Genomic DNA, 19,804 nt, shown 5'->3' on the forward strand with positions numbered 1-19,804 from the left:
TATATTTTTGCAGCATGGCAAAACAAGACGATATATTTAAGAATGTAATATCGCACGCAAAGGAGTATGGCTTTATATTCCAGTCGAGCGAAATATATGACGGGTTAAGCGCAGTTTATGACTACGGGCAAAACGGCGCCGAGCTGAAAAAGAACATCCGCGAATACTGGTGGAAGGCTATGGTGCAGATGCATGAAAACATAGTAGGTATAGATGCCGCTATATTTATGCACCCAACCACCTGGAAGGCCAGCGGACACGTAGATGCTTTTAACGACCCGCTGATAGACAACAAAGACAGCAAAAAACGCTACAGGGCCGATGTGCTTATAGAAGATTATGCCGAAAAGCTGAACCAGAAAGCCCAGAAAGAAATAGAAAAAGCACGTGCCCGTTATGGTGAAGCCTTTAACGAAGAAGAGTTTAAGGCTACTAACGCGCGCACCAAAGAATATTTAGAGCGCAAAGACGCTATACTGCAACGCATGGCACGCTCATTGGAAAGCGAGAACCTTGCAGATGTAAAGGCGCTTATCGAGGAGCTTGAAATTGCCGACCCGGATACCGGAAGCAAGAACTGGACAGAGGTACGCCAGTTTAACCTGATGTTCGGTACCAAGCTTGGTGCAGAAGCGCAACATGCTATGGACTTGTACCTGCGCCCCGAAACGGCTCAGGGTATATTCGTTAACTTCCTTAATGTTCAAAAAACCGGAAGGATGAAAATACCGTTTGGTATTGCCCAAACCGGTAAAGCTTTCCGTAATGAAATTGTAGCAAGGCAGTTTATTTTCCGTATGCGTGAGTTTGAGCAGATGGAGATGCAGTTTTTTGTGCGCCCCGGCGAAGAAATGAAATGGTATGAGTACTGGAAAGAAACACGCCTTAAATGGCATATGTCGCTTGGCCTGGGTGCAGAGAATTACCGCTTTCACGACCACGAAAAACTGGCGCATTATGCCAATGCAGCAGCAGATATAGAGTTTAACTTCCCATTCGGGTTTAAAGAACTCGAGGGCATCCATAGCCGTACTGACTTCGACCTTAAAGCGCATGAACAGTTTAGCGGAAAGAAACTACAATTCTTTGATACTGAGCTGAACCAAAACTACGTGCCGTATGTAGTAGAGACCTCTATTGGCTTAGATAGGATGTTCCTTGCGGTGTTTGCCACATCGCTTAAAGAAGAAACCCTTGAAGACGGTTCAGAGCGTACCGTACTGCAACTTCCTGCAGTATTAGCACCAACAAAAGCCGCAGTGCTTCCACTACTTAAAAAAGACGGACTACCGGAAGTAGCCCGCGAAATTATAGACGACCTGAAATGGGACTTTAATGTAGCCTATGACGAGAAAGATGCCGTTGGCCGCCGTTACCGCAGGCAGGATGCGCTGGGCACTCCGTTCTGTATTACGGTTGACCACCAGACACTGGAAGACCAGACGGTAACCATTCGCCACCGCGACACTATGGTTCAGGACAGGGTTAAGATATCAGAACTGAGAGGAATAATAAATGAAGAAGTTTCCATGAGGAAATGGCTCATGAAAATAAAATAGAAAACTAAAGCTCCCGGGAGGGAGCTTTAGTTTTAAAACCTGTAGCAAATATTTGCATCGATGCGGTACACGTATTCCGATATATAGTTCAGTTTTAAGAGCCTTCGTTCAGCCCCAAGTAACAACTCCAGAGAAATACCTTTCCATTGATATTTCCAGCCTAACGCAGCACCTACAGCTATGGCATCGTAAGTTGTCTTTGGCTTAAATCCCTCCCAACGATAAAAGTCATCTGAACCTCCATAGTAGCGTTTATATTCATCATAGGTTACATTCAAATATTTAATGTTTGCATCTATAAAGAATCCATCGGCATACTGACCCTCAAACTCCATTAAATAACATCTTACAAATGCAGATGCATAAAAATTTTCAATGTATGCTCCTGTGCGATCAAAATTTACCATTACGTAAGAGCCAAGGCTAAAGTCTTCTGCAATAATCCTTTCATAGCCAGCTTCCACTTTACCACTTAAAATTGCTTTGAAGAGACCAATTTTAACCTCATGCCTGCAGTTTGTATTAAGCGTGTCTGCCAACGTATTTTGCTCTTGTCCAATACACGCCGTGCTGAGCAGTAATATAACAAGTAAAGTAAAATTTTTCATATTTGGGGATGGATGAATAAACAAATTTAGCTGATAATACAAATATGTAAATTTTCCCTTTACAATTCAGAAAAGTAAAACAAAAACGATACTATTTAAATACCCGCATACTTATAAACATTTTCAAATGAACTCATGGTATAATACACTCTGATAATCAAATAATTAGTAATTTGCCAACGCTATACTATGGTTCAGGACAGGGTTAAGATATCAGAGCTTAGAGGAATAATAAATCAAGAAGTTGGCTCATGAAAATGAATAGAAAACTAAAGCTGCCTTACGGGAGCTTTTTTTTGTTTTAAAGTGATTCAATAACTTACGCCATAAAAACGTTAAGCTATTTATAAAGTCATAAAACATGAGGCTACTATCATATATACTTGTTCTGTTGGTGTTGTTTTCCTGCAACAAACGGGAGAGAGCAAAAGCCATTCAACCATCTGAGATTAATTTGTTAAAAGATGATAAAGAGGTAGAACAGTTTATTAGGAAATCTGATTCGCTTTATAAAAAATTCACTCTCAAGAAAATACAGGATCTATCCTGTATGGGATGCGATAGTTCTTTGGTAAAGCTTGCGAACAGATTAGGTGTAGATTATACTTTTGTAAAAGCCGATTTTGATAATAATGGATATATGGATCTATTGGCAACCGGTGAAAATAAAACTTATACAATTGATAATTATGACCCTGACCTGGAAGTTATGTTTTCAAAAAGCTTTAATGCTTTTACTATAATGGATTTCGGAAACGGTAATACAAAGGTATTTGATCTTACCGAAGATATTTTTAGGGGAATAGTCCCTAAGGTAAAATATGAGGAAGGGAAAGCTTTGCTGGTCATCTATAGCCCTCGATATGTTACCAGAGTAGAACGCTATAAGAGAGAAGAAAGCAAATCTGAACTCACCTTTAAATTCAATGATTTTGTAGAATACAATCGCTCGCCTAAGGAGTATGATATAGAAAAAATTGAGTACAGTACATTAGGCTGTTTTGGTAAATGCCCTATATTTTCTATGTTAATTAATAAAAATGGCACTTCAGTTTTTACAGCTATAGAATACAACTATACAGAGCCATGGCAAAAAGGGAATCTATTGCAAGGTGTTTATAAAATAACACTCAAGGATGATACTCTCAATGAAATCAAGTCACTACTAAATTATATTGATTTCCCATCTTTACAAGAAGAATATAATGTCACATGGACTGATGATCAAACGGCTATCTTGAAAGTGACCTATAATAATGGAAAAACCAAAACTATTACTGATTATGGATTACAAGGCACATATGGCCTGCGAAAATTTCATGCTGTTTTTAAAGAGTTAAGGTTAAACCAAAGTTGGCATTAATAAAACAGTTAATGATATAACCAAAAAGCGCAACCTAAATGGCTGCGCTTTTTTTATCAAAATAAAAACTATTACTTATCCTTATTTCATGCTGGCGAAAAGATATTCCCTGTTCATACGGGCAATGTTCTCTAAAGAAATACCTTTAGGGCATTCCACTTCGCAGGCACCGGTGTTAGTACAGGCGCCAAAACCTTCTTCGTCCATTTTTGCCACCATGTTCAGTACACGCTCTGTAGCTTCAACACGGCCCTGTGGCAACAGTGCAAGCTGGGATACCTTAGCAGATACAAACAGCATGGCAGAAGCATTTTTACAGCTCGCCACACACGCACCACAACCAATGCAGGTAGCAGCGTCAAACGCCATATCGGCATTGTGCTTTTTGATAGGAATAGCGTTTGCATCCTGGGTGTTACCTGATGTGTTTATCGATATATAACCACCGGCCTGCTGTATCCTGTCAAACGCCGACCTGTCCACAACAAGGTCTTTAATAACAGGGAACGCCTTGGCACGGAAAGGCTCTATGTATATAGTATCGCCATCTTTAAACTTCCTCATGTGAAGCTGGCAGGTAGTTACACCCCTGTCAGGCCCATGAGCCTCACCATTAATAAACAGCGAGCACATACCGCAAATACCCTCGCGGCAGTCATGGTCAAAAGCAACAGGCTCTTCACCTTTGTTGTTCAGCTCTTCGTTAAGCACGTCAAGCATTTCAAGGAAAGACATATCAGGAGATACATTATTGATGTTATAATCTACCATCCTTCCTTTATCGCGGGCATCTTTCTGACGCCATATTTTAAGTTTAAGATTCATGTTAATATAGTTTATTAGCCAATAGGCAATAAGCAATAGCTTATGCGATGCTTAATGTCCTGATAAAGGCGTTTAACATTTTACTTTCTTCAGTTATAAGACTTATTAATTCATTAAATTTTAGTTCTCCTACAAAGCCAAGCTCTTTGGCAATTATTAGCTGCGTTTCCAGTTCAAAAAGAGAGCCTCTGGCTATTCTTAGAAACTGTATATAATTTGGTTTAGAACTTCGTCCCCAGCCTTCAGCTATGTTAGAAGGGATAGAAACTGCCGCTCTCTTCATCTGGCTCTGCAAACCAAAAACTTCATCTTTGGGAAAATCCTGTAATACGGTGTAAACCAGTTTTACAAGCTGAATTCCTTTTTGCCATACCAATAAATCTTTATAACTCTGAACTCCTTCGGTCATTTCTATTGGCTAATGGCTAATGTCTCTTGGCTATTTATAACTCCTTTGTACCAGTTTCACATTTTCAAATACCAGTTGCTCTTTGTGCAGAACGGCTTCGCTTGGTTTACCTTTATATTCCCATGCAGCTACATAGGCAAAGTTTTCGTCGTCGCGTTGTGCTTCGCCTTCCTCTGTCTGGTATTCTTCCCTGAAGTGGCCTCCGCACGATTCATTCCTGTGCAGGGCATCTTTTGCAAAAAGCTCTCCAAGTTCAAGGAAATCGGCAACACGCATTGCCTTTTCAAGTTCCTGGTTAAAGCTGTTCATGCTGCCCGGAACTTTTACATCTCTGTAAAACTCCTCTCTTAGTGCTGCAATCTCTTCAATTGCTTCGTTAAGTCCCTGTGCGTTACGTGCCATACCTACCTTATCCCACATAATCTTACCTAATTTTTTGTGGAAATGGTCTACAGTATGCGTACCGTTATTATTGATAAGTCGCTCAAGCTGGCCCCTTACATTATTTTCTGCTTCTTCAAATTCAGGAAGGTCGGTTGATATCTTACCTGTACGGATATCTTTAGCAAGGTAATCACCAATTGTGTACGGCAATACAAAATATCCGTCGGCAAGGCCCTGCATCAGTGCCGAAGCACCAAGCCTGTTGGCACCGTGGTCAGAGAAGTTTGCCTCGCCAATAGCGTAGCAGCCTTCTACAGTAGTCATAAGGTTATAGTCAACCCAGATACCGCCCATAGTGTAGTGCACTGCCGGGTAAATCATCATTGGGGTTTCATACGGGTTCTCATCCACGATTTTTTCATACATCTGGAAAAGGTTACCGTATTTGTTTTCTATCACCTCGGTACCAAGCCTTTTTACAAGGGCTGCATCTTCGGGGTCAAGGCCTTTAATTTTAGCCTGCTCCTTACCATATCGCATAATAGCCGAAGCAAAGTCAAGGTAAACCGCTTCGCCTGTTTTGTTAACACCAAATCCGGCATCACATCTTTCTTTAGCAGCGCGCGAAGCAACGTCCCTCGGTACAAGGTTACCGAAAGAAGGGTATCTCCTTTCAAGGTAGTAATCCCTGTCTTCTTCGGCAAGTTGTGTAGGCTTAAGCCTGCCTTCGCGAATGGCCTGAGCATCTTCTAACTTCTTAGGTACCCATATACGCCCGTCATTACGAAGCGACTCTGACATCAGTGTTAGCTTCGACTGGTGGTCGCCCGATACCGGAATACAGGTAGGGTGAATTTGTGTATAACATGGGTTAGCAAAGTATGCCCCCTTTTTGTGTATTTTCCATGCGGCTGTAGCGTTACTTCCCATTGCATTTGTAGAAAGGAAGAACACGTTACCATAACCGCCTGATGCAATAACCACAGCGTGTGCCGAGTGGCGCTCTAGCTCTCCTGTTACCAGGTTGCGCGCAATGATGCCCCTTGCTTTGCCATTTACCACAACAAGGTCCAGCATTTCGTGACGGTTAAACATTTGTATCTTGCCACGTGCTATCTGGCGGTTCATTGCAGAATAAGCTCCTAATAAAAGCTGCTGCCCTGTCTGTCCTTTAGCATAAAAAGTACGTGATACAAGCGTACCACCAAATGAGCGGTTATCTAAAAGTCCGCCGTACTCCCTTGCCAAAGGCACACCCTGTGCAACGCACTGGTCTATAATATTGGCAGAAACTTCTGCAAGGCGGTGCACATTAGCTTCACGGGCACGGTAGTCGCCTCCTTTTACAGTGTCATAAAATAACCTGAATACAGAGTCACCGTCACCCTGGTAATTCTTGGCTGCGTTAATACCACCCTGTGCCGCGATAGAGTGCGCACGGCGCGGCGAATCCTGAAAGCAGAATGCCTTAACGTTATAGCCAAGCTCTGCAAGCGTTGCTGCGGCAGAACCTCCTGCAAGCCCTGTACCTACAATGATAACATCTATGTTACGCTTGTTGGCAGGGTTAACCAGGTTAATATGGTCTTTATAGTCTGTCCACTTAGTGGATATTGGTCCGTTTGGTATTTTAGAATCTAATGCCATAATATTAAGCTTTTAGAAAGAAATGAATGTAAACCGGAATAACGGCAAATAAAAGCGGTATGATGATCGCGAAAGCCTTTCCGAAATTTTTAATGAGCAGGTTGTAGTTGGGGTTGTTAACACCCATAGACTGGAATGCGCTGCCAAAACCATGGTAAAGGTGGAAGCCCAGCACAACCATAGATAGTACGTAAAGTATGGTAGCAATAAGCCCGTAATCAGGGTTTTTAAAGAATGCTACCGTAATTTTATGCAGGTCTTTATAACCTTCAGCAAAGAATGCCTTTTGTGTTTCCTTGTCAGATCCTTTTGCAGCGGTGCTGTTTTCATCTACAGGCATTACATAGTAAAATTTGTTGCCTTCTTTAATAAGGTTCTCGCCATCTACCTGTTGTACCGGCAGGTACCTTGAGCTGCCTGAACCTGTAGTAATGTAAAAGTCCTGCTTGCCACCCATAGGTGTTGTTATAGATATGGTTTGCAACGGCATGTCTTTGTTAAAGTGCATCACCGCCCAAAAGTTTACCATGTGCGTTACAATAAATACCAAAAGCAAAGTACCCAGCACGGCCATGTTCCTTGATGCCCAAATGGTATTCCTGTCGGGCCTGTTGTTTACATATTTTACCGGCCTTGCCTTTTGGTTTTGTACTGCAAGTAATATCCCATCCACAGCGTGGAAAATAATAGAAAAATAAGTAAGGTAAGAAAGTATCTTAACAGCAGGGTTGGTTGTCATGAACAGCGCATACATGTTAAATTGCAGCGCGTCCGCAAAAATAAGCTGTAAGTTACCCAGTAAGTGCCCCACAAGGAACAGGCACAGAAATAAACCTGTTAAAGCCATCCAGTATTTTTTAGCCAGAGTGGACTTTAATAGTGCAGATTTTGCCATAGTAGTTGATTAAAATATAAGTTTCTTAAAAAATCCAAACAAAAATACGGCTAAAAGCGAATTGCTACAACCATTTCGCTCTAATTTATAATCAGTTTAAAGTACATTTTATCTAACGTTTAAGCGTGTTATAAATGCATCTTATATCTTTTTTTGCCGGAGTTTGCGAAAACACTTTGCTTTTTAATAAATAAGCTGATTAACATTTTTATAAAAACATTAAACAAAACAATGTGCTTCAGTTGGTTATGCTTCTGCAATGGCTTTTACTTTGGTTACCAGCAATGCAATAGTTACCCCAAAAACAGCTATTATGGCAAATGATATCCGCAGGCTTGTAGCATGTGCTATATAACCTATTGCCGGAGGCCCTATCATAAAACCCAGGAAACTTACACTGGAAACCGTTTGCAGTGCAATACCGGGTGCAATACCGGGCCTGCGTCCTGCGATGCTGTATATTATTGGCACTACCGAAGATACACCAAGCCCTACCATCATAAAGGCAAGTGTAGAAGTAATGAGGTAGGGGAGCGCCACTGCCAGCAGAAGCCCCGTTGTTATCATACAGCCGCTTATCTGCAATACCCGCTTGCGCCCCAGCCTGCGGATGAACCTGTCACCCAAAAAGCGCCCAAGCGCCATCATTACCATAAATGATGCATAACCCAAAACTACCAGTGCTCCGGGGGCCTGTACCACATCTTTAAAATAAACCCCGCTCCAGTCGAACATTATGCCCTCACTCAGCATGCAGCAAAATGACATTACTCCCAGCCACAGCAGGACAGTATCGGGTTTTGTGAAAAATTTCTTTTTGGGCTGTAGGGGAGGCTGTTTAGCTTTAACAAGATGTTTGTAGTTGAATAATATAACAATCCAAAGCACAATGGCAACTATTACAAAATGCATAAGGGGGCTAAGCTTAAGCGCTATCATGCCGATGCCGGTGATTGCACCGGTAAACCCTGCAGTACTCCAGGCACCGTGAAAGGCTGACATTACAGGCCGCCTGAAAAGCCCCTCTGTATAAATGCCCTGTGTGTTGATGGATATATTGGTAAGGTTGCTGAAGACGCCGAAAAAAAACAATGCAACCAAAAGTTGCCACTTTTCTGAGCCTAACCCGAGGCCGATAAGGCTTAGTACATAAAAACTGAGCCCGAGTACCGCTGTGCGGTGGCTGCCGTATTTTGTGGCAAGCCTTCCGGAAAACGGCATAATACAGAGTTGCCCCAGCGGGATGGCAAAAAGTATGGTGCCAAGATCGGCTTCGCTGAGGCCGAGTGTGGTTTTAATATCGGGTATGCGGCTTGCCCAGGTGGCAAAGCAAAGCCCCATACTAAAGTAAAACAGCCCTACCGCCCACCGTATCCGGTTAAGGTAAGACTGCTTAACATCTTTATAGGCCCTGCGGTATGGAAGCGCGCGGCTTATTTCGCCTTTCCTGAATTTAAACTCACCCATCATAAGCCTGCAAAACTATTACTTTTTCAGGAAATCCTTCAGCGGTTTTATAAACCTGTCATAGGCTTCTATGTGCGGCAGGTGCCCTACATCATCAAGTTCTGTAAGCTGGGCATCGGGTATCTTTTCTTTGGTTTCCCTGCCCAGTTTGGGGTAATTACCCAGCTTGTCCTGCACCTCTTTCGGGGCGCGTGCTTTGCCAAGTGCCGTGCGGTCGCGTTGCCCTATTATAAGTAATGTCGGCATTTTTAGCTTATCAAACTCATATACTACCGGCTGCGTAAAGATCATATCATAGGTTAAGGCAGCGTTTTTAGCAATAACCGGATAGTTCTCATTTAATGTCCAGCCTGCCAGTATGTTTACCCATTTATCATATTCGGGCTTCCATTTGTTATCATAGTAGAATGTAAGCTGGTATTGCTTTATCTTTTCATAATCCTGTTTCAGTTCCTGCTGGTACCACTCGTCAACACTCTGGTAAGGCACCCACAGCTTCCAGTCTTCCAGACCTATTGGATTAGCCAGTATCAGTTTCTCCGTTACCTCAGGGTACATCAGCGCGAAACGTGTAGCCAGCATGCCGCCCATGCTATGCCCTAAAACGGACGTTTTGCTTACACCAATCTTATCAAGAACCGCCTTGGTGTTCTGTGCCAGTAGCTGAAAAGTGTATTGAATATTAACAGGCTTCGCCGACTTGCCAAACCCAATCTGGTCGGGTATTACTACGCGGTAGCCGTCATTGCTGAGGTCGCGGGCGGCTTGTTCCCAATAGGCACCGTTAAAGTTTTTGCCGTGCAGCAGCATAATGGTTTTGCCGTTTGGCTTTTGTGGTTTTACATCCATATAAGCCATTTTTAGCTGCTGCCCCTGTATATCAAGCGTTAGGTACTCAACAGGGAAAGGGTACTGATAGTCTTCAAGCATCAGCCCAAGTTCACGGAGTTTTTCCTGTGCATTAGCAGATACAGATAACACCAGCATCATAATTATCATTATTCCTTTTTTCATAGCTGAAATTATTTCCAAAAATTAGTTATCCCGTTATTGTTGCCCTGAACAGGGTCGTTGTCGGGAAAGGACACTTTTGCAATGTTTTGCAGTACAGTTTCCCTTTCACTTTCCTTTCCTGTACGGATGTCATAATCAGAGCCGCCTGGATAAGCACCAACAACCCCGAAATCATCTGAAGCGGAAATTTTTTTATGCCCTGTCCCTGCCGGTAACACCAATACATCTCCGGCTTCAACGGTTACTGTTTTACCTCCTTCGCCACCGAGTCGCAACTGTGCCGAGCCACTATAAACACCCAAAACCTCATGTGCAATACTGTGGAAATGATGATAATCATAAACACCGTTGCGCCATGCATTTTTCCAGTTGTTATCTGCAAAAACCCTTTCCATTTCATCGGCAAGGTTTTCAGACACGCCAAACGCTTTTCTATAGACTATCATCGGGAACACGCTGTTGGGTATTGTTCCGTCGTCTGTAAACTGGTATTGCTCTGTTGTCATGGCACAAAAATTACGTTTTATTACACTTTGCTTGTGGGCTTATTGACTTACCATGCACTTTCCTGTGTAAGGAATTCTATTTCGTGCGCGGTAATAGGTAAATCAGGCGCCTTGATAATACTCTCTAACTGCTCCAGGGTGGTCGCACTTACAATTGGCACCGTTACCGACGGGCGGTGTATTAGCCATGAAAGGGCAACAGTTGCCTGCGTGGTGCCAAGCTTTTCGGCTACTTCATCCAGTGCGGCAAGTATTTTAAAGCCACGGTCGTCAAGATATTTTTCGACACCGCTGCCGCGCTTGCTTTTGCCTAAATCATCTTTACCGCGGTATTTCCCGGTAAGGAAACCGCTTGCCAAAGAATAGTAGTTTATTACGCCCAGGTTATTGCCAAGGCATACCGGCTCTAAGCCGTCTTCAAACTTGGCGCGCTCATAGAGGTTGTAATGCGGCTGGAAGGTTTCATAGGCAGGCAGCCCATTTTCGAAAGCAGTCTGCAACGACTCCTTAAGCCTTTCGGCAGAAAGGTTACTTGCCCCGATGTGGCGCACCTTGCCTTCTTTTATAAGTTGCTGGTATGCTTCAAGGGTTTCTTCTATGGGTGTGCCCTCATCGTCAAAGTGTGTTTGGTACAGATCTATGTAATCGGTCTGCAGCCTTTTAAGGGAATCTTCGGCAGCCTGTAAAATATACTTTTTAGAAAGCCCCTTTTTACCATTGCCCATGTCGCTGCCCACTTTTGTGGCAATGATTACCTTGTCGCGGTTATTGTGCTTTTTCATCCATTTGCCAATTATGGTTTCCGACTCCCCGCCTTTGTTGCCATCCGCCCAACGTGAATATACATCGGCAGTGTCAATAAAGTTAAAGCCTGCGCCGGTAAAGGCATCTAAAATTTCAAAAGATTTCTTTTCATCAATCGTCCACCCGAACACGTTACCCCCAAATGTTATGGGGTAAACATACAGGCTTGTTTCTCCTAACTGTACTTTTTGCATAAGGTGTGTTTTTAAAGTTGTATAACCTGTTTCAATTTGTTGCCTGTTACAGCTGCGTCAATAATCTTCATCACGGCAACTCCCTGCGCAGCGGTAACAGGTTCTTCAGTATTATTAATTATGGCATTATGCAGCCCGTTAAAAAGGCTGAAGTAATTGCCCTTTTCTGTTGGTATATGGTTTCTTATAACCTCGCCATTTATTTCTGTGTGCAGTAGTCCTTCTTTATCCGCAGATTCCGTGCCCCAGCCTTCTTCGTTGGGTTGCCTGCCTGCTTTAAGTTCGTCTTCCTGAACATCTGCCCTGTGCTTTAAAAAGCTGCCTTTGGTGCCGTGTAGTATGTATGCAGGCACAGGCTCGCGCATAAAAAAGCCTGCTTTTAGCCTGACCCTCTTTTCGGGGTAATACAGCAATATATCAAAGCAGTCACCAATTTTAGAGCCGCTGCGCGTTACCCTTATATCGGAGAACACCGCCTGCGGGAAACCGAACAACTGCAATGCTTGGTCTATAATGTGTGAGCCTAAATCCCACAATATGCCTGCGCCGGGCTCGCCAGTTTCTTTATGTGCTTTGGGGCTCAGGGCAGGGTTGTAGCGGTCGAAATGAATTTCTGCTTCTACAATGTCACCCAAAACACCTTCTTCTAATACTTTCTTAACCGTGAGGAAATCGCTGTCCCAGCGGCGGTTTTGGTAAACCGCAAGTTTTACGCCTTTGGCTTCGGCAAGGGCTTCCAGCTCTTCCGCTTCGGCAGCGTTAGTGGTAAAGGCTTTTTCTACCAGTACGTGCTTTCCTGCCTCAAGCGCCATCTTTGTATATTGGTAATGTGTGGCAACGGGTGTGTTAACCACTACAAGCTGTACATCGTCATCAAGCAGTTCGTCTAAGCTGCTGTAGCTTTTAACACCAGGATAATCGTTTTGTATGTTTTTGCTGCTGCGCTCCCATGCCCCAGTAAGCTCAAAGCCTTCATGCAGGCTCATGAATGGCGCGTGGAATATTTTGCCTGACATGCCATAAGACAGCAGCGCTGTTTTTATCTTTTGCATTTACTTTCTGATTTTACCTTTTAATCTTCAAGCTCCGCCCGCTCATATTGTTTAGGCCAGGTAATATCTGCCTTAAGGTCATGGGCAAAAGTGAGTCCCAGGTTAGGGTCGCGCAACGATTCGCGCGCAAAGAATACCAGGTCGGCTTTGCCGCTTGCTATAATTTCTTCTGCCTGCGCCGCTTCGGTAATAAGCCCTACAGCCCCGGTGCAGATACCTGTCTCTTTTTTTATGCGCTCGGCAATGGGCACCTGATAACCCGGCTCTACCGGAATTTGTTGCCAGTGCACCGCACCACCGCTGGAACAGTCTATAATATCAACTCCTTTTTCTTTTAAAATAGCCGACAGCTTAACCGATTCGTCAACATTCCATCCGCCTTCGGCCCAGTCGGTACCCGAAATACGGACAAATAAAGGCAGGTTGTTTGGCCATTCTTCTTGTACTGCTTCCAGTATTTCGAGCAGCAGGCGTATGCGGTTTTCAAAGCTGCCGCCATAACTATCAGTACGCCTGTTACAAAGCGGTGAAAGGAACTGGTGGATGAGGTAGCCGTGTGCCGCGTGTATTTCTACCACTTTGTATCCGGCTTCCTTAGCCCTGCGTGCCGCCGATTTAAAATCGGCTGTCACTTTAGCGATACCTTCAGCATCCAGTTCTAATGGTGGCTCGTGCTCTTCGTCACGATACGGTATGCTGCTGGGGGCTACGGTTTGCCAGCCGTCATCTTCCTTAGAGGTTATTTTGCGGTGTCCCTGCCATGGTGCTGAAGTACTTGCCTTACGGCCTGCATGGGCAAGCTGAATGCCCGGAAAGGCATTTTCCTGTAGTATAAATTCGGTTATCTCCCGGTACATTTCGATATGCTCGTCACTCCAGATGCCTAAATCGCCCGGAGATATGCGCCCTTCCGGCGACACTGCCGTGGCTTCCTGTATGATAAGCCCTGCGCCGCCAATGGCCCTTGCGCCAAGGTGAACAAGGTGCCAGTTGTTGGCAAAACCGTCTTTGGCCGAATACTGGCACATGGGCGAAACGACTATACGGTTTTTTAATATGATGCTTTTTAGCTGTAGTAGTGAGAATAATTGCGACATAATGTGGTTTTTGATGTTTCGCTGTTGCTTATGCAACTGTAAATTTACTTACAAAACCCGATAAGCGCTTTTACCTTTACTATTATTAACAAAGTTTTAAAAACTAAAACGTTATAATTTAAATATGGCGGTAAGTAATCAGAAAACACTATTTTTGTGCGTTTATTGATAAAGGAATTTAAAACTTAATGGATACACTTACACAAATTGCCCAGCTTGTATTAATGCTTTCTATACTGGTAGTGCTGCACGAGTTTGGGCACTACATTACAGCCAAAATGTTTAAGGTTAGGGTAGAGAAGTTTTACCTGTTTATGGATGCGGGCTTTTCGCTTCTTAAAAAGAAAATCGGCGAAACAGAATGGGGTATAGGCTGGTTGCCGCTCGGCGGGTATGTAAAGCTTTCGGGCATGATTGACGAGAGTATGGATACCGACCAGATGAAAAGCGAGCCCAAGCCGTGGGAGTTCCGCTCTAAGCCGGCATGGCAAAGGCTTATTATTATGCTTGGCGGTATTATTGTAAACGTACTTTTAGCATGGTTTATTTATACAGTAGTATATGCTACTTATGGTAAAAACTATGTTTCCACCCAAAAAATACAGGAAAACGGCTTAGCCTTTGGCGAAACAGGGCATAACGTAGGCTTTGAGAACGGCGACAAGATTTTAAGTGTTGACGGCAAATACCAGGAGCGTTTTGACCGTATGATACTGGATGTGCTTTTAGCTGACAATGTTGTTGTAGAGCGCGATGGCAAAGAAGTAAATGTTGAGCTTACCGACGAAGACAAGAATGAGATACTTGATAAGGAAGGGCGCAACTTTATAAGACCAAGAATTACGGGTACTACTGTAGATTCTGTAGTGGTGGGTTCTAACGCTGCAAAGGCTGGCCTAAAGAAAGGCGACAGGATTATGGGTGTAAACGGCACCAATATGCTATACTTTGACCAGATAGCCGATGCGATTACCGCTAACAAAGGCGAAAGTGTTGTGCTTAATATAAAGAGGGACGGGCAGGAGATAGCGCTTAACGCTAATGTTACCAAAGAAGGTAAATTAGGGTTTAACCCAATGTCATCTGACAAGCCGGAGTATCTGGTAACTGAAAAATATAACTTTTTTACAGCGATACCCAAAGCTATGGAAGAGTCGTACTTTTTGCTGGTTTATAATGTTAAGCAGTTTAAGCTGATATTACGCCCCAGCACGGGTGCCTACAAGCATGTAAAAAGCCCTGTTGGTATTGCTACCATTATGCCTACAACGTGGGACTGGGAGTTTTTCTGGAGGTTTACGGCGCTATTCAGTATCGGCCTTGCGTTTATGAACCTGCTGCCAATTCCAGGACTTGACGGCGGACATGCCATATTTACTATTGCAGAGATGATTACCGGGCGCAGGCTTGGCGATAAGGCTGCCGGGGTAGTACAAACAGTTGGTATGGTTATTTTGTTAACCCTCATGGCTTTAGTGTTTGGTAAGGATATTTACCAGCTAATCGTGAAATAAGCCATCAAAAATTTAGCAGAAATTTTTTCTTATTTTGTTTGCGGAAATTAAAAATGGTTATATATTTGCACCGCAATAAAGGCAACAGATTAGCTGCCTCACATACTGAAACACAAAAGATAATTATCTTTTAAAATATACAGTTTCCTCCTTAGCTCAGTTGGTTAGAGCATCTGACTGTTAATCAGAGGGTCCTTGGTTCGAGCCCAAGAGGGGGAGCTTTAAAAGCCAGTCTAATGACTGGCTTTTTTGTTTTGCATAGTGTGCGCATGTTTCATACTTTGTCTTAGATAATTAAGAATATAGGAAAAAAGATATTTATGAAATTATTAGTAGGCACTAAAATTACCAAAGTTATTGCTGGCGGCAGTAATGGGTCAATTATTGTTTTGGATCTTAAAAATAATTCAGGCGATATGTTTGTTCTATTTATATATAGTGCATGGCGTATCTCTCATGCTAATCAAGTTATTGGCACATCTGCCTCAGATATTAATAATGAAAAAATATTATCCGGCATAAAATATATTACTAACGAACATATAACCGATATAGATGTAAACAAGTTTAATGATTTTTCTTTACACGTTTCTGATGATTACCGGTTAGATGTCTTTTGTGATAACACCAAGAATGATGTTGAGTATCCATTAGATAATTGGACGCTTTGTAATGTAAGAGAAAATACATGTTGTACATTTAATAGTGAATTTAAATTTATATATGAATCGTATAATAATAATCAAAGCACCAAGAGCTAAAATGATAGGTTAGGGATAATGTTGGGACTTTTACACAAAAATGTAATCTTTTTCTACACACAAATAATGACATAGTGCTATCAAAAAAGCCCTACAATATTGCAGGGCTTTTACGTTGAGTCGGTATTTTATTCTTTAATGATTTTTACTGTTTTTTCGGCTGTGCCCGAATTAACTTTTAAAAGGTAAATGCCGGCGCTTAATGCTTCCGTATTAATTCGGGAAGTGTTTTCTGTAATCTGTTGCGAAAGTACTAATTGCCCGGTTATTGTGTGTATCATTATGTCAGCCCCGCTAACATTAGCAAGATTGATTTCATTTTTTACAGGATTAGGGTACACCACGAAATTTTCAAAGGCATTTTCCTGTACTGATGCAGTTGGGACCTCTTCAAGGGTAATGTCGTCAAAATAAAGAAAACCCTGGTTGCCTAATAAATGTACTTCTATAGTAAGGTAATAGATATCGGTTTCTTCTACGGTAAAAGGTTCGGATGTAAAAATTGCCGGAGTACCAGCGGGGACGTTTTCCTGTTCCGGAAGGTAAATGTAATCGTTTAAACTGCGGGTCATCATAACGCGAATAATCCCTAATACTCCTTCGGGATTACTCATCCCGTATCTATAAGACACCCTGTAAGATGATCCCGCATTTAGTGTTATAGGTCTGCTTGCCAGCGTAGCGGCTACTCCTATACCTTCGGGCATTTGTTCATCCAATATGGTATTATAGCGAAATACGTTTCCTGAAAAACCCTCTACAGGTCCGGCTGTTGTTTGAAATATTTCAGGAGAAGCAAAGGTTAAATAAGAGCTGTACATACAATTGGGCAGCTCGGGCAGAGTAGCAGATTCAGCACCCTCCATATAGGGTAGTGTTACAGGGTCTTCACATTGCGAAAATGCAATATTGCCAAATGCAAAGACAAGGCTAAAGGATAAGATAAAATTTTTCATAGCACATTTTATTAGGTTAATACTTCTGTAAAAGTATAACCTCAATATCATTAGTATTTTATGAAAAAACAGGAATTACTTATAAATTTCAAGTGTGGCCTGCTGCAGCTCCGAAGGGGTTAACCCGCTGTGTGTTTTTATAAAAGAGCTAAAGTTACCCTGGCTGTCAAAATTAAGCTCGAATGCTATTTCTTTAAGAGAGAGTTCGCCAAGCAGCATCAGCCGCCTTATTTCCAGCATCAGCTCTTCATGAATCAGCTTTAGCGGAGTCTTGCCGAGGCTTGCCTTACAGGCTTCATTCAGTTTTTCTGTATTGCACCCTATGAGGCCGCAGTAGTCAGAAACTTTTTTTTCTGTTTTAATATGTTGTGGCAGCAACGACAAAAACTTAGTTACAATATTTGTAGTTAGCATATCTGTTTTCGCTTCATGAAACTCAGGCAATGATATAAGTATAATTTGCAGGTAGCTGTATAATTTATGGTGTGTAAAAGGTGTCAGTTCTTTATTTTCAAGCAGCCCCATCATCCGGACTGCAACATCATACAAGTGGGTAAAGCTTTCTATATCGAGGTTGAAAACCTGTTTCGGGAAGTAGAGCTGATAGTGTTTTAGGGGCTGGAGGAATTTAAAGATATCTTTCCTGAACTGTATTAACAAACCTGTTGCTGAGTTGCGGTGCATCAGGTGTATCTGGCCGGGATAAATAGCATAAAGCTGCCCGCCTGACATCTTATATTCTGCAAAGTCGATAAATTGTTTTCCCTCTCCCTGTTCTACCAGAATGATCTCGAAGTAGTCGTGCCGGTGCGATTTATGATAATCATAAGGGTTCTTATAGTCCAGAGGTTCTATAATCAGTGGCCTGTTGTATTGCGGCAACTCTACAGGGCTTACTCTGGTATCCTTACTACTCATAGTACCATAATTAAAGCGGGAAGTTACAAAATTTGTATAAATACAAAAACGGAATATTGTTCCTGAAAAATTATATTATGGTTTATCGCCATTAGTAGGTTGGCTATTATTATGAAGCAGGGCAATAGCTATTTTTAATTTCCGCAGCCGCTGAAATTAAAAAAGCCCTGATTAACAGGGCTTTTGTGTTGTGGTCCCACCTAAACTACAATTGCAATATAAAGGAAGGCTTATAATACAAGATAAATTCAGTACTATTCACTGTAATACAGTTGATTATTTAAAAAGTGAGCTGTTCAAATAGGTTCAAAAAAGTTCAAATTATTTCATTTTATTATGCCGTATATTCTGCCGTAAAACTTTTTTGTGTATATTTGCTGTATGAAGAAACCTAAAATCAATTACGTATTAGAGGCCAAGAGCAAGGACATAAGTAAAAGAACCTTACCTGAATTAATAACCGCACGCATTAGTGCGGGTTGGTTTGAATACGTAAATGAGAAGAAGGAGTATCAGACCTTTAAGGTTAGTCTCCAATGTGATATTAAACCCTCAAACTTTGGCATTGCCGATAATAACTTCAAGTTTGATGAGAAGATATTTAATCACTATTCAAAATCAAATGCAGGAATAAAAAATGCGATGAAGAGATTAGAAGCTCACATAGACAAAGTTTATTCAAACTATATCCTGCATGATGAGCACCCCACAAAGGATGAATTTAAGAAGGAATTGTTTATACAGTTAGGTAAAAGTAAACGAGATGTTAGGCAAAAGGTTGAACTTTATAAATATCTAAGTAAGAAAATTGAACTATATGAGAGCTTAAAGGGAAGCGGTCAGAGAAACGAAATCAGCGAGGGCAGAATTAAAACTTTTAGAACACTATTATATTATGTTGACAGGTATCAAAAATACTTTAATAATATAATTTTCTTTGAAAATCTGGATGAGAAACTTTACAGAGAGTTTTGGGAGTTTCAGGATGATGTATTTTGCGGAAAAATTGTTGTGCCATCAATAGAGGGTAAGCGTAAACAGGTTACTAATCAATACGGCTTCTCTGTAAACGGAATTATCAAATATCAAAAGGTTTTAGTGTATATATGTAAACAAGCTGTTAAAGATAAAATCGAGGTTGCACTTGATGTCACCGATACAAACCTTATATTGAAGGAAAAACCAACAGCAAAGGATATATACATTGATGAATCTAATCTAAAAAAGATAATACAGTTTGAGCCCTCTACACCAGCCATAAAGAATGCTAGAGATTATGTTATTTTAGCCTCATTAACGGGTATGAGATATGAAAGTATGGTTGAGGCACACAAAGAAGAAATTCAACAATATAAAGATGAGTTTCGTGAATATAAATATATACATAGTGACCAGAATAAAACCGACACAGAATGTATAATACCTCTGTTGCCGTTAGTTGAGAAGGTTTTAGAGACTAATAAAGATTCTTTTCCGACATTTCCTGATAACGCTACCTTAAATGGTAATATTAAAGCCCTTTTTAAAATGGCCAAAATAAATGCTAAAGCTACACTAACGAACTACACCTTTAGAAACGGAATAATTAAGGAGACTAAAGCTGTTAGTGACATAGTAAGTAGTCATGATATGCGAAAGGCTTTTTATACCAACTTGAGTAACTACGGCTTGCCACAAGCAACTATCGAGCATGTGACACACCCTAATAAAACCTCTACAGCTATGTCGGGATATTATGATAAGCGGTCCTTGATTAATAAAGCTTCCCTATTCTATGATGAGGTTAAGCGTGTGGTGCAGGATAAGTCTGAATTATATAGTTATCAATAAG

Annotated in this window: 18 protein-coding genes and 1 tRNA gene; 6 read left to right on the forward strand and 13 right to left on the reverse strand. The window is 41.8% G+C overall.

What is annotated here, in order from left to right:
* The first annotated feature begins 14 nt into the window (after window positions 1-14).
* On the forward strand, window positions 15-1,559 hold the full coding sequence (locus KJK34_RS13875) for a glycine--tRNA ligase (RefSeq protein ID WP_223054496.1): 1,545 nt from the start codon (window positions 15-17) through the stop codon (window positions 1,557-1,559).
* A 32-nt stretch (window positions 1,560-1,591) separates the two neighbouring features.
* Here KJK34_RS13875 and KJK34_RS13880 read toward each other — a convergent pair whose 3' ends face one another.
* Complete coding sequence (locus KJK34_RS13880; RefSeq protein ID WP_223054497.1) at window positions 1,592-2,167, reverse strand: hypothetical protein; 576 nt, start codon at window positions 2,165-2,167, stop codon at window positions 1,592-1,594.
* A 361-nt stretch (window positions 2,168-2,528) separates the two neighbouring features.
* Here KJK34_RS13880 and KJK34_RS13885 point away from each other — a divergent pair, with 361 nt between their 5' ends.
* Window positions 2,529-3,530 carry a DUF6438 domain-containing protein gene (locus KJK34_RS13885; RefSeq protein WP_223054498.1) on the forward strand — a complete coding sequence of 334 codons (1,002 nt, stop codon included), beginning with the start codon at window positions 2,529-2,531 and terminating at the stop codon, window positions 3,528-3,530.
* An 81-nt stretch (window positions 3,531-3,611) separates the two neighbouring features.
* Here KJK34_RS13885 and KJK34_RS13890 read toward each other — a convergent pair whose 3' ends face one another.
* From KJK34_RS13890 to KJK34_RS13935, 10 genes are all read right to left on the reverse strand, one after another.
* Complete coding sequence (locus KJK34_RS13890) at window positions 3,612-4,355, reverse strand: succinate dehydrogenase/fumarate reductase iron-sulfur subunit (RefSeq protein WP_223054499.1); 744 nt, start codon at window positions 4,353-4,355, stop codon at window positions 3,612-3,614.
* Window positions 4,356-4,395: 40 nt separating this feature from the next.
* On the reverse strand, window positions 4,396-4,764 hold the full coding sequence (locus tag KJK34_RS13895) for a four helix bundle protein (protein ID WP_223054500.1): 369 nt from the start codon (window positions 4,762-4,764) through the stop codon (window positions 4,396-4,398).
* 30 nt (window positions 4,765-4,794) lie between these two features.
* Window positions 4,795-6,795, reverse strand: a complete 2,001-nt coding sequence (locus tag KJK34_RS13900) for a fumarate reductase/succinate dehydrogenase flavoprotein subunit (protein ID WP_223054501.1) — start codon at window positions 6,793-6,795, stop codon at window positions 4,795-4,797.
* A 4-nt stretch (window positions 6,796-6,799) separates the two neighbouring features.
* Window positions 6,800-7,690, reverse strand: coding sequence for a succinate dehydrogenase cytochrome b subunit (locus tag KJK34_RS13905; RefSeq protein WP_223054502.1), 891 nt, complete (start codon window positions 7,688-7,690; stop codon window positions 6,800-6,802).
* A 246-nt stretch (window positions 7,691-7,936) separates the two neighbouring features.
* A complete protein-coding gene (locus tag KJK34_RS13910) occupies window positions 7,937-9,160 on the reverse strand; it encodes an MFS transporter (protein WP_236937660.1) in 1,224 nt (407 codons plus the stop codon).
* A 15-nt stretch (window positions 9,161-9,175) separates the two neighbouring features.
* The gene (locus KJK34_RS13915) at window positions 9,176-10,171 is read right to left on the reverse strand and encodes an alpha/beta fold hydrolase (protein ID WP_223054503.1); all 996 of its coding nucleotides are present in this window, start codon (window positions 10,169-10,171) and stop codon (window positions 9,176-9,178) included.
* 8 nt (window positions 10,172-10,179) lie between these two features.
* Complete coding sequence (locus KJK34_RS13920) at window positions 10,180-10,677, reverse strand: hypothetical protein (protein ID WP_223054504.1); 498 nt, start codon at window positions 10,675-10,677, stop codon at window positions 10,180-10,182.
* Window positions 10,678-10,724: 47 nt separating this feature from the next.
* Window positions 10,725-11,675 (reverse strand): aldo/keto reductase, encoded by a 951-nt coding sequence (locus tag KJK34_RS13925; RefSeq protein ID WP_223054505.1) that lies wholly within the window; start codon window positions 11,673-11,675, stop codon window positions 10,725-10,727.
* An 11-nt stretch (window positions 11,676-11,686) separates the two neighbouring features.
* Entirely contained in the window at window positions 11,687-12,727 is a 1,041-nt protein-coding gene (locus tag KJK34_RS13930; protein WP_223054506.1) for a Gfo/Idh/MocA family oxidoreductase, read from the reverse strand.
* Between the two features lie 20 nt (window positions 12,728-12,747).
* The gene (locus KJK34_RS13935) at window positions 12,748-13,824 is read right to left on the reverse strand and encodes an NADH:flavin oxidoreductase/NADH oxidase (RefSeq protein WP_223054507.1); all 1,077 of its coding nucleotides are present in this window, start codon (window positions 13,822-13,824) and stop codon (window positions 12,748-12,750) included.
* Between the two features lie 188 nt (window positions 13,825-14,012).
* Between KJK34_RS13935 and rseP the strand changes: the two genes are divergently transcribed.
* The 3 genes from rseP to KJK34_RS13950 all read left to right on the forward strand — a co-directional run bounded on the left by rseP (window position 14,013) and on the right by KJK34_RS13950 (window position 16,099).
* Entirely contained in the window at window positions 14,013-15,338 is a 1,326-nt protein-coding gene (gene rseP, locus KJK34_RS13940; protein ID WP_223054508.1) for an RIP metalloprotease RseP, read from the forward strand.
* A gap of 145 nt (window positions 15,339-15,483) precedes the next feature.
* Window positions 15,484-15,557 (forward strand) — tRNA-Asn (locus tag KJK34_RS13945).
* Between the two features lie 101 nt (window positions 15,558-15,658).
* On the forward strand, window positions 15,659-16,099 hold the full coding sequence (locus KJK34_RS13950; RefSeq protein ID WP_223054509.1) for a hypothetical protein: 441 nt from the start codon (window positions 15,659-15,661) through the stop codon (window positions 16,097-16,099).
* Between the two features lie 128 nt (window positions 16,100-16,227).
* Here KJK34_RS13950 and KJK34_RS13955 read toward each other — a convergent pair whose 3' ends face one another.
* A complete protein-coding gene (locus tag KJK34_RS13955) occupies window positions 16,228-17,055 on the reverse strand; it encodes a T9SS type A sorting domain-containing protein (protein ID WP_223054510.1) in 828 nt (275 codons plus the stop codon).
* 75 nt (window positions 17,056-17,130) lie between these two features.
* Window positions 17,131-17,973 carry a helix-turn-helix domain-containing protein gene (locus KJK34_RS13960; protein WP_223054511.1) on the reverse strand — a complete coding sequence of 281 codons (843 nt, stop codon included), beginning with the start codon at window positions 17,971-17,973 and terminating at the stop codon, window positions 17,131-17,133.
* A 381-nt stretch (window positions 17,974-18,354) separates the two neighbouring features.
* Between KJK34_RS13960 and KJK34_RS13965 the strand changes: the two genes are divergently transcribed.
* On the forward strand, window positions 18,355-19,803 hold the full coding sequence (locus KJK34_RS13965; RefSeq protein ID WP_223054512.1) for a tyrosine-type recombinase/integrase: 1,449 nt from the start codon (window positions 18,355-18,357) through the stop codon (window positions 19,801-19,803).
* Window position 19,804 lies beyond the last annotated feature (1 nt).

It is taken from the genome of Flavobacterium coralii (assembly GCF_019891545.1).
Classification (GTDB): domain Bacteria; phylum Bacteroidota; class Bacteroidia; order Flavobacteriales; family Flavobacteriaceae; genus Flavobacterium; species Flavobacterium coralii.

Excerpts from the sequence above, each read along its gene's own strand:
- KJK34_RS13915 (WP_223054503.1), bottom strand. The coding sequence starts at position 10,171 with ATGAAAAAAGGAATAATGATAATTATGATGCTGGTGTTATCTGTATCT.
- KJK34_RS13930 (WP_223054506.1), bottom strand. The coding sequence starts at position 12,727 with ATGCAAAAGATAAAAACAGCGCTGCTGTCTTATGGCATGTCAGGCAAA.
- KJK34_RS13890 (WP_223054499.1), bottom strand. The coding sequence starts at position 4,355 with ATGAATCTTAAACTTAAAATATGGCGTCAGAAAGATGCCCGCGATAAA.
- KJK34_RS13895 (WP_223054500.1), bottom strand. The coding sequence starts at position 4,764 with ATGACCGAAGGAGTTCAGAGTTATAAAGATTTATTGGTATGGCAAAAA.
- KJK34_RS13920 (WP_223054504.1), bottom strand. The coding sequence starts at position 10,677 with ATGACAACAGAGCAATACCAGTTTACAGACGACGGAACAATACCCAAC.
- KJK34_RS13905 (WP_223054502.1), bottom strand. The coding sequence starts at position 7,690 with ATGGCAAAATCTGCACTATTAAAGTCCACTCTGGCTAAAAAATACTGG.
- KJK34_RS13960 (WP_223054511.1), bottom strand. The coding sequence starts at position 17,973 with ATGAGTAGTAAGGATACCAGAGTAAGCCCTGTAGAGTTGCCGCAATAC.
- KJK34_RS13880 (WP_223054497.1), bottom strand. The coding sequence starts at position 2,167 with ATGAAAAATTTTACTTTACTTGTTATATTACTGCTCAGCACGGCGTGT.
- KJK34_RS13965 (WP_223054512.1), top strand. The coding sequence starts at position 18,355 with ATGAAGAAACCTAAAATCAATTACGTATTAGAGGCCAAGAGCAAGGAC.
- KJK34_RS13950 (WP_223054509.1), top strand. The coding sequence starts at position 15,659 with ATGAAATTATTAGTAGGCACTAAAATTACCAAAGTTATTGCTGGCGGC.
- rseP (WP_223054508.1), top strand. The coding sequence starts at position 14,013 with ATGGATACACTTACACAAATTGCCCAGCTTGTATTAATGCTTTCTATA.
- KJK34_RS13875 (WP_223054496.1), top strand. The coding sequence starts at position 15 with ATGGCAAAACAAGACGATATATTTAAGAATGTAATATCGCACGCAAAG.
- KJK34_RS13885 (WP_223054498.1), top strand. The coding sequence starts at position 2,529 with ATGAGGCTACTATCATATATACTTGTTCTGTTGGTGTTGTTTTCCTGC.
- KJK34_RS13955 (WP_223054510.1), bottom strand. The coding sequence starts at position 17,055 with ATGAAAAATTTTATCTTATCCTTTAGCCTTGTCTTTGCATTTGGCAAT.
- KJK34_RS13925 (WP_223054505.1), bottom strand. The coding sequence starts at position 11,675 with ATGCAAAAAGTACAGTTAGGAGAAACAAGCCTGTATGTTTACCCCATA.
- KJK34_RS13900 (WP_223054501.1), bottom strand. The coding sequence starts at position 6,795 with ATGGCATTAGATTCTAAAATACCAAACGGACCAATATCCACTAAGTGG.
- KJK34_RS13935 (WP_223054507.1), bottom strand. The coding sequence starts at position 13,824 with ATGTCGCAATTATTCTCACTACTACAGCTAAAAAGCATCATATTAAAA.
- KJK34_RS13910 (WP_236937660.1), bottom strand. The coding sequence starts at position 9,160 with ATGATGGGTGAGTTTAAATTCAGGAAAGGCGAAATAAGCCGCGCGCTT.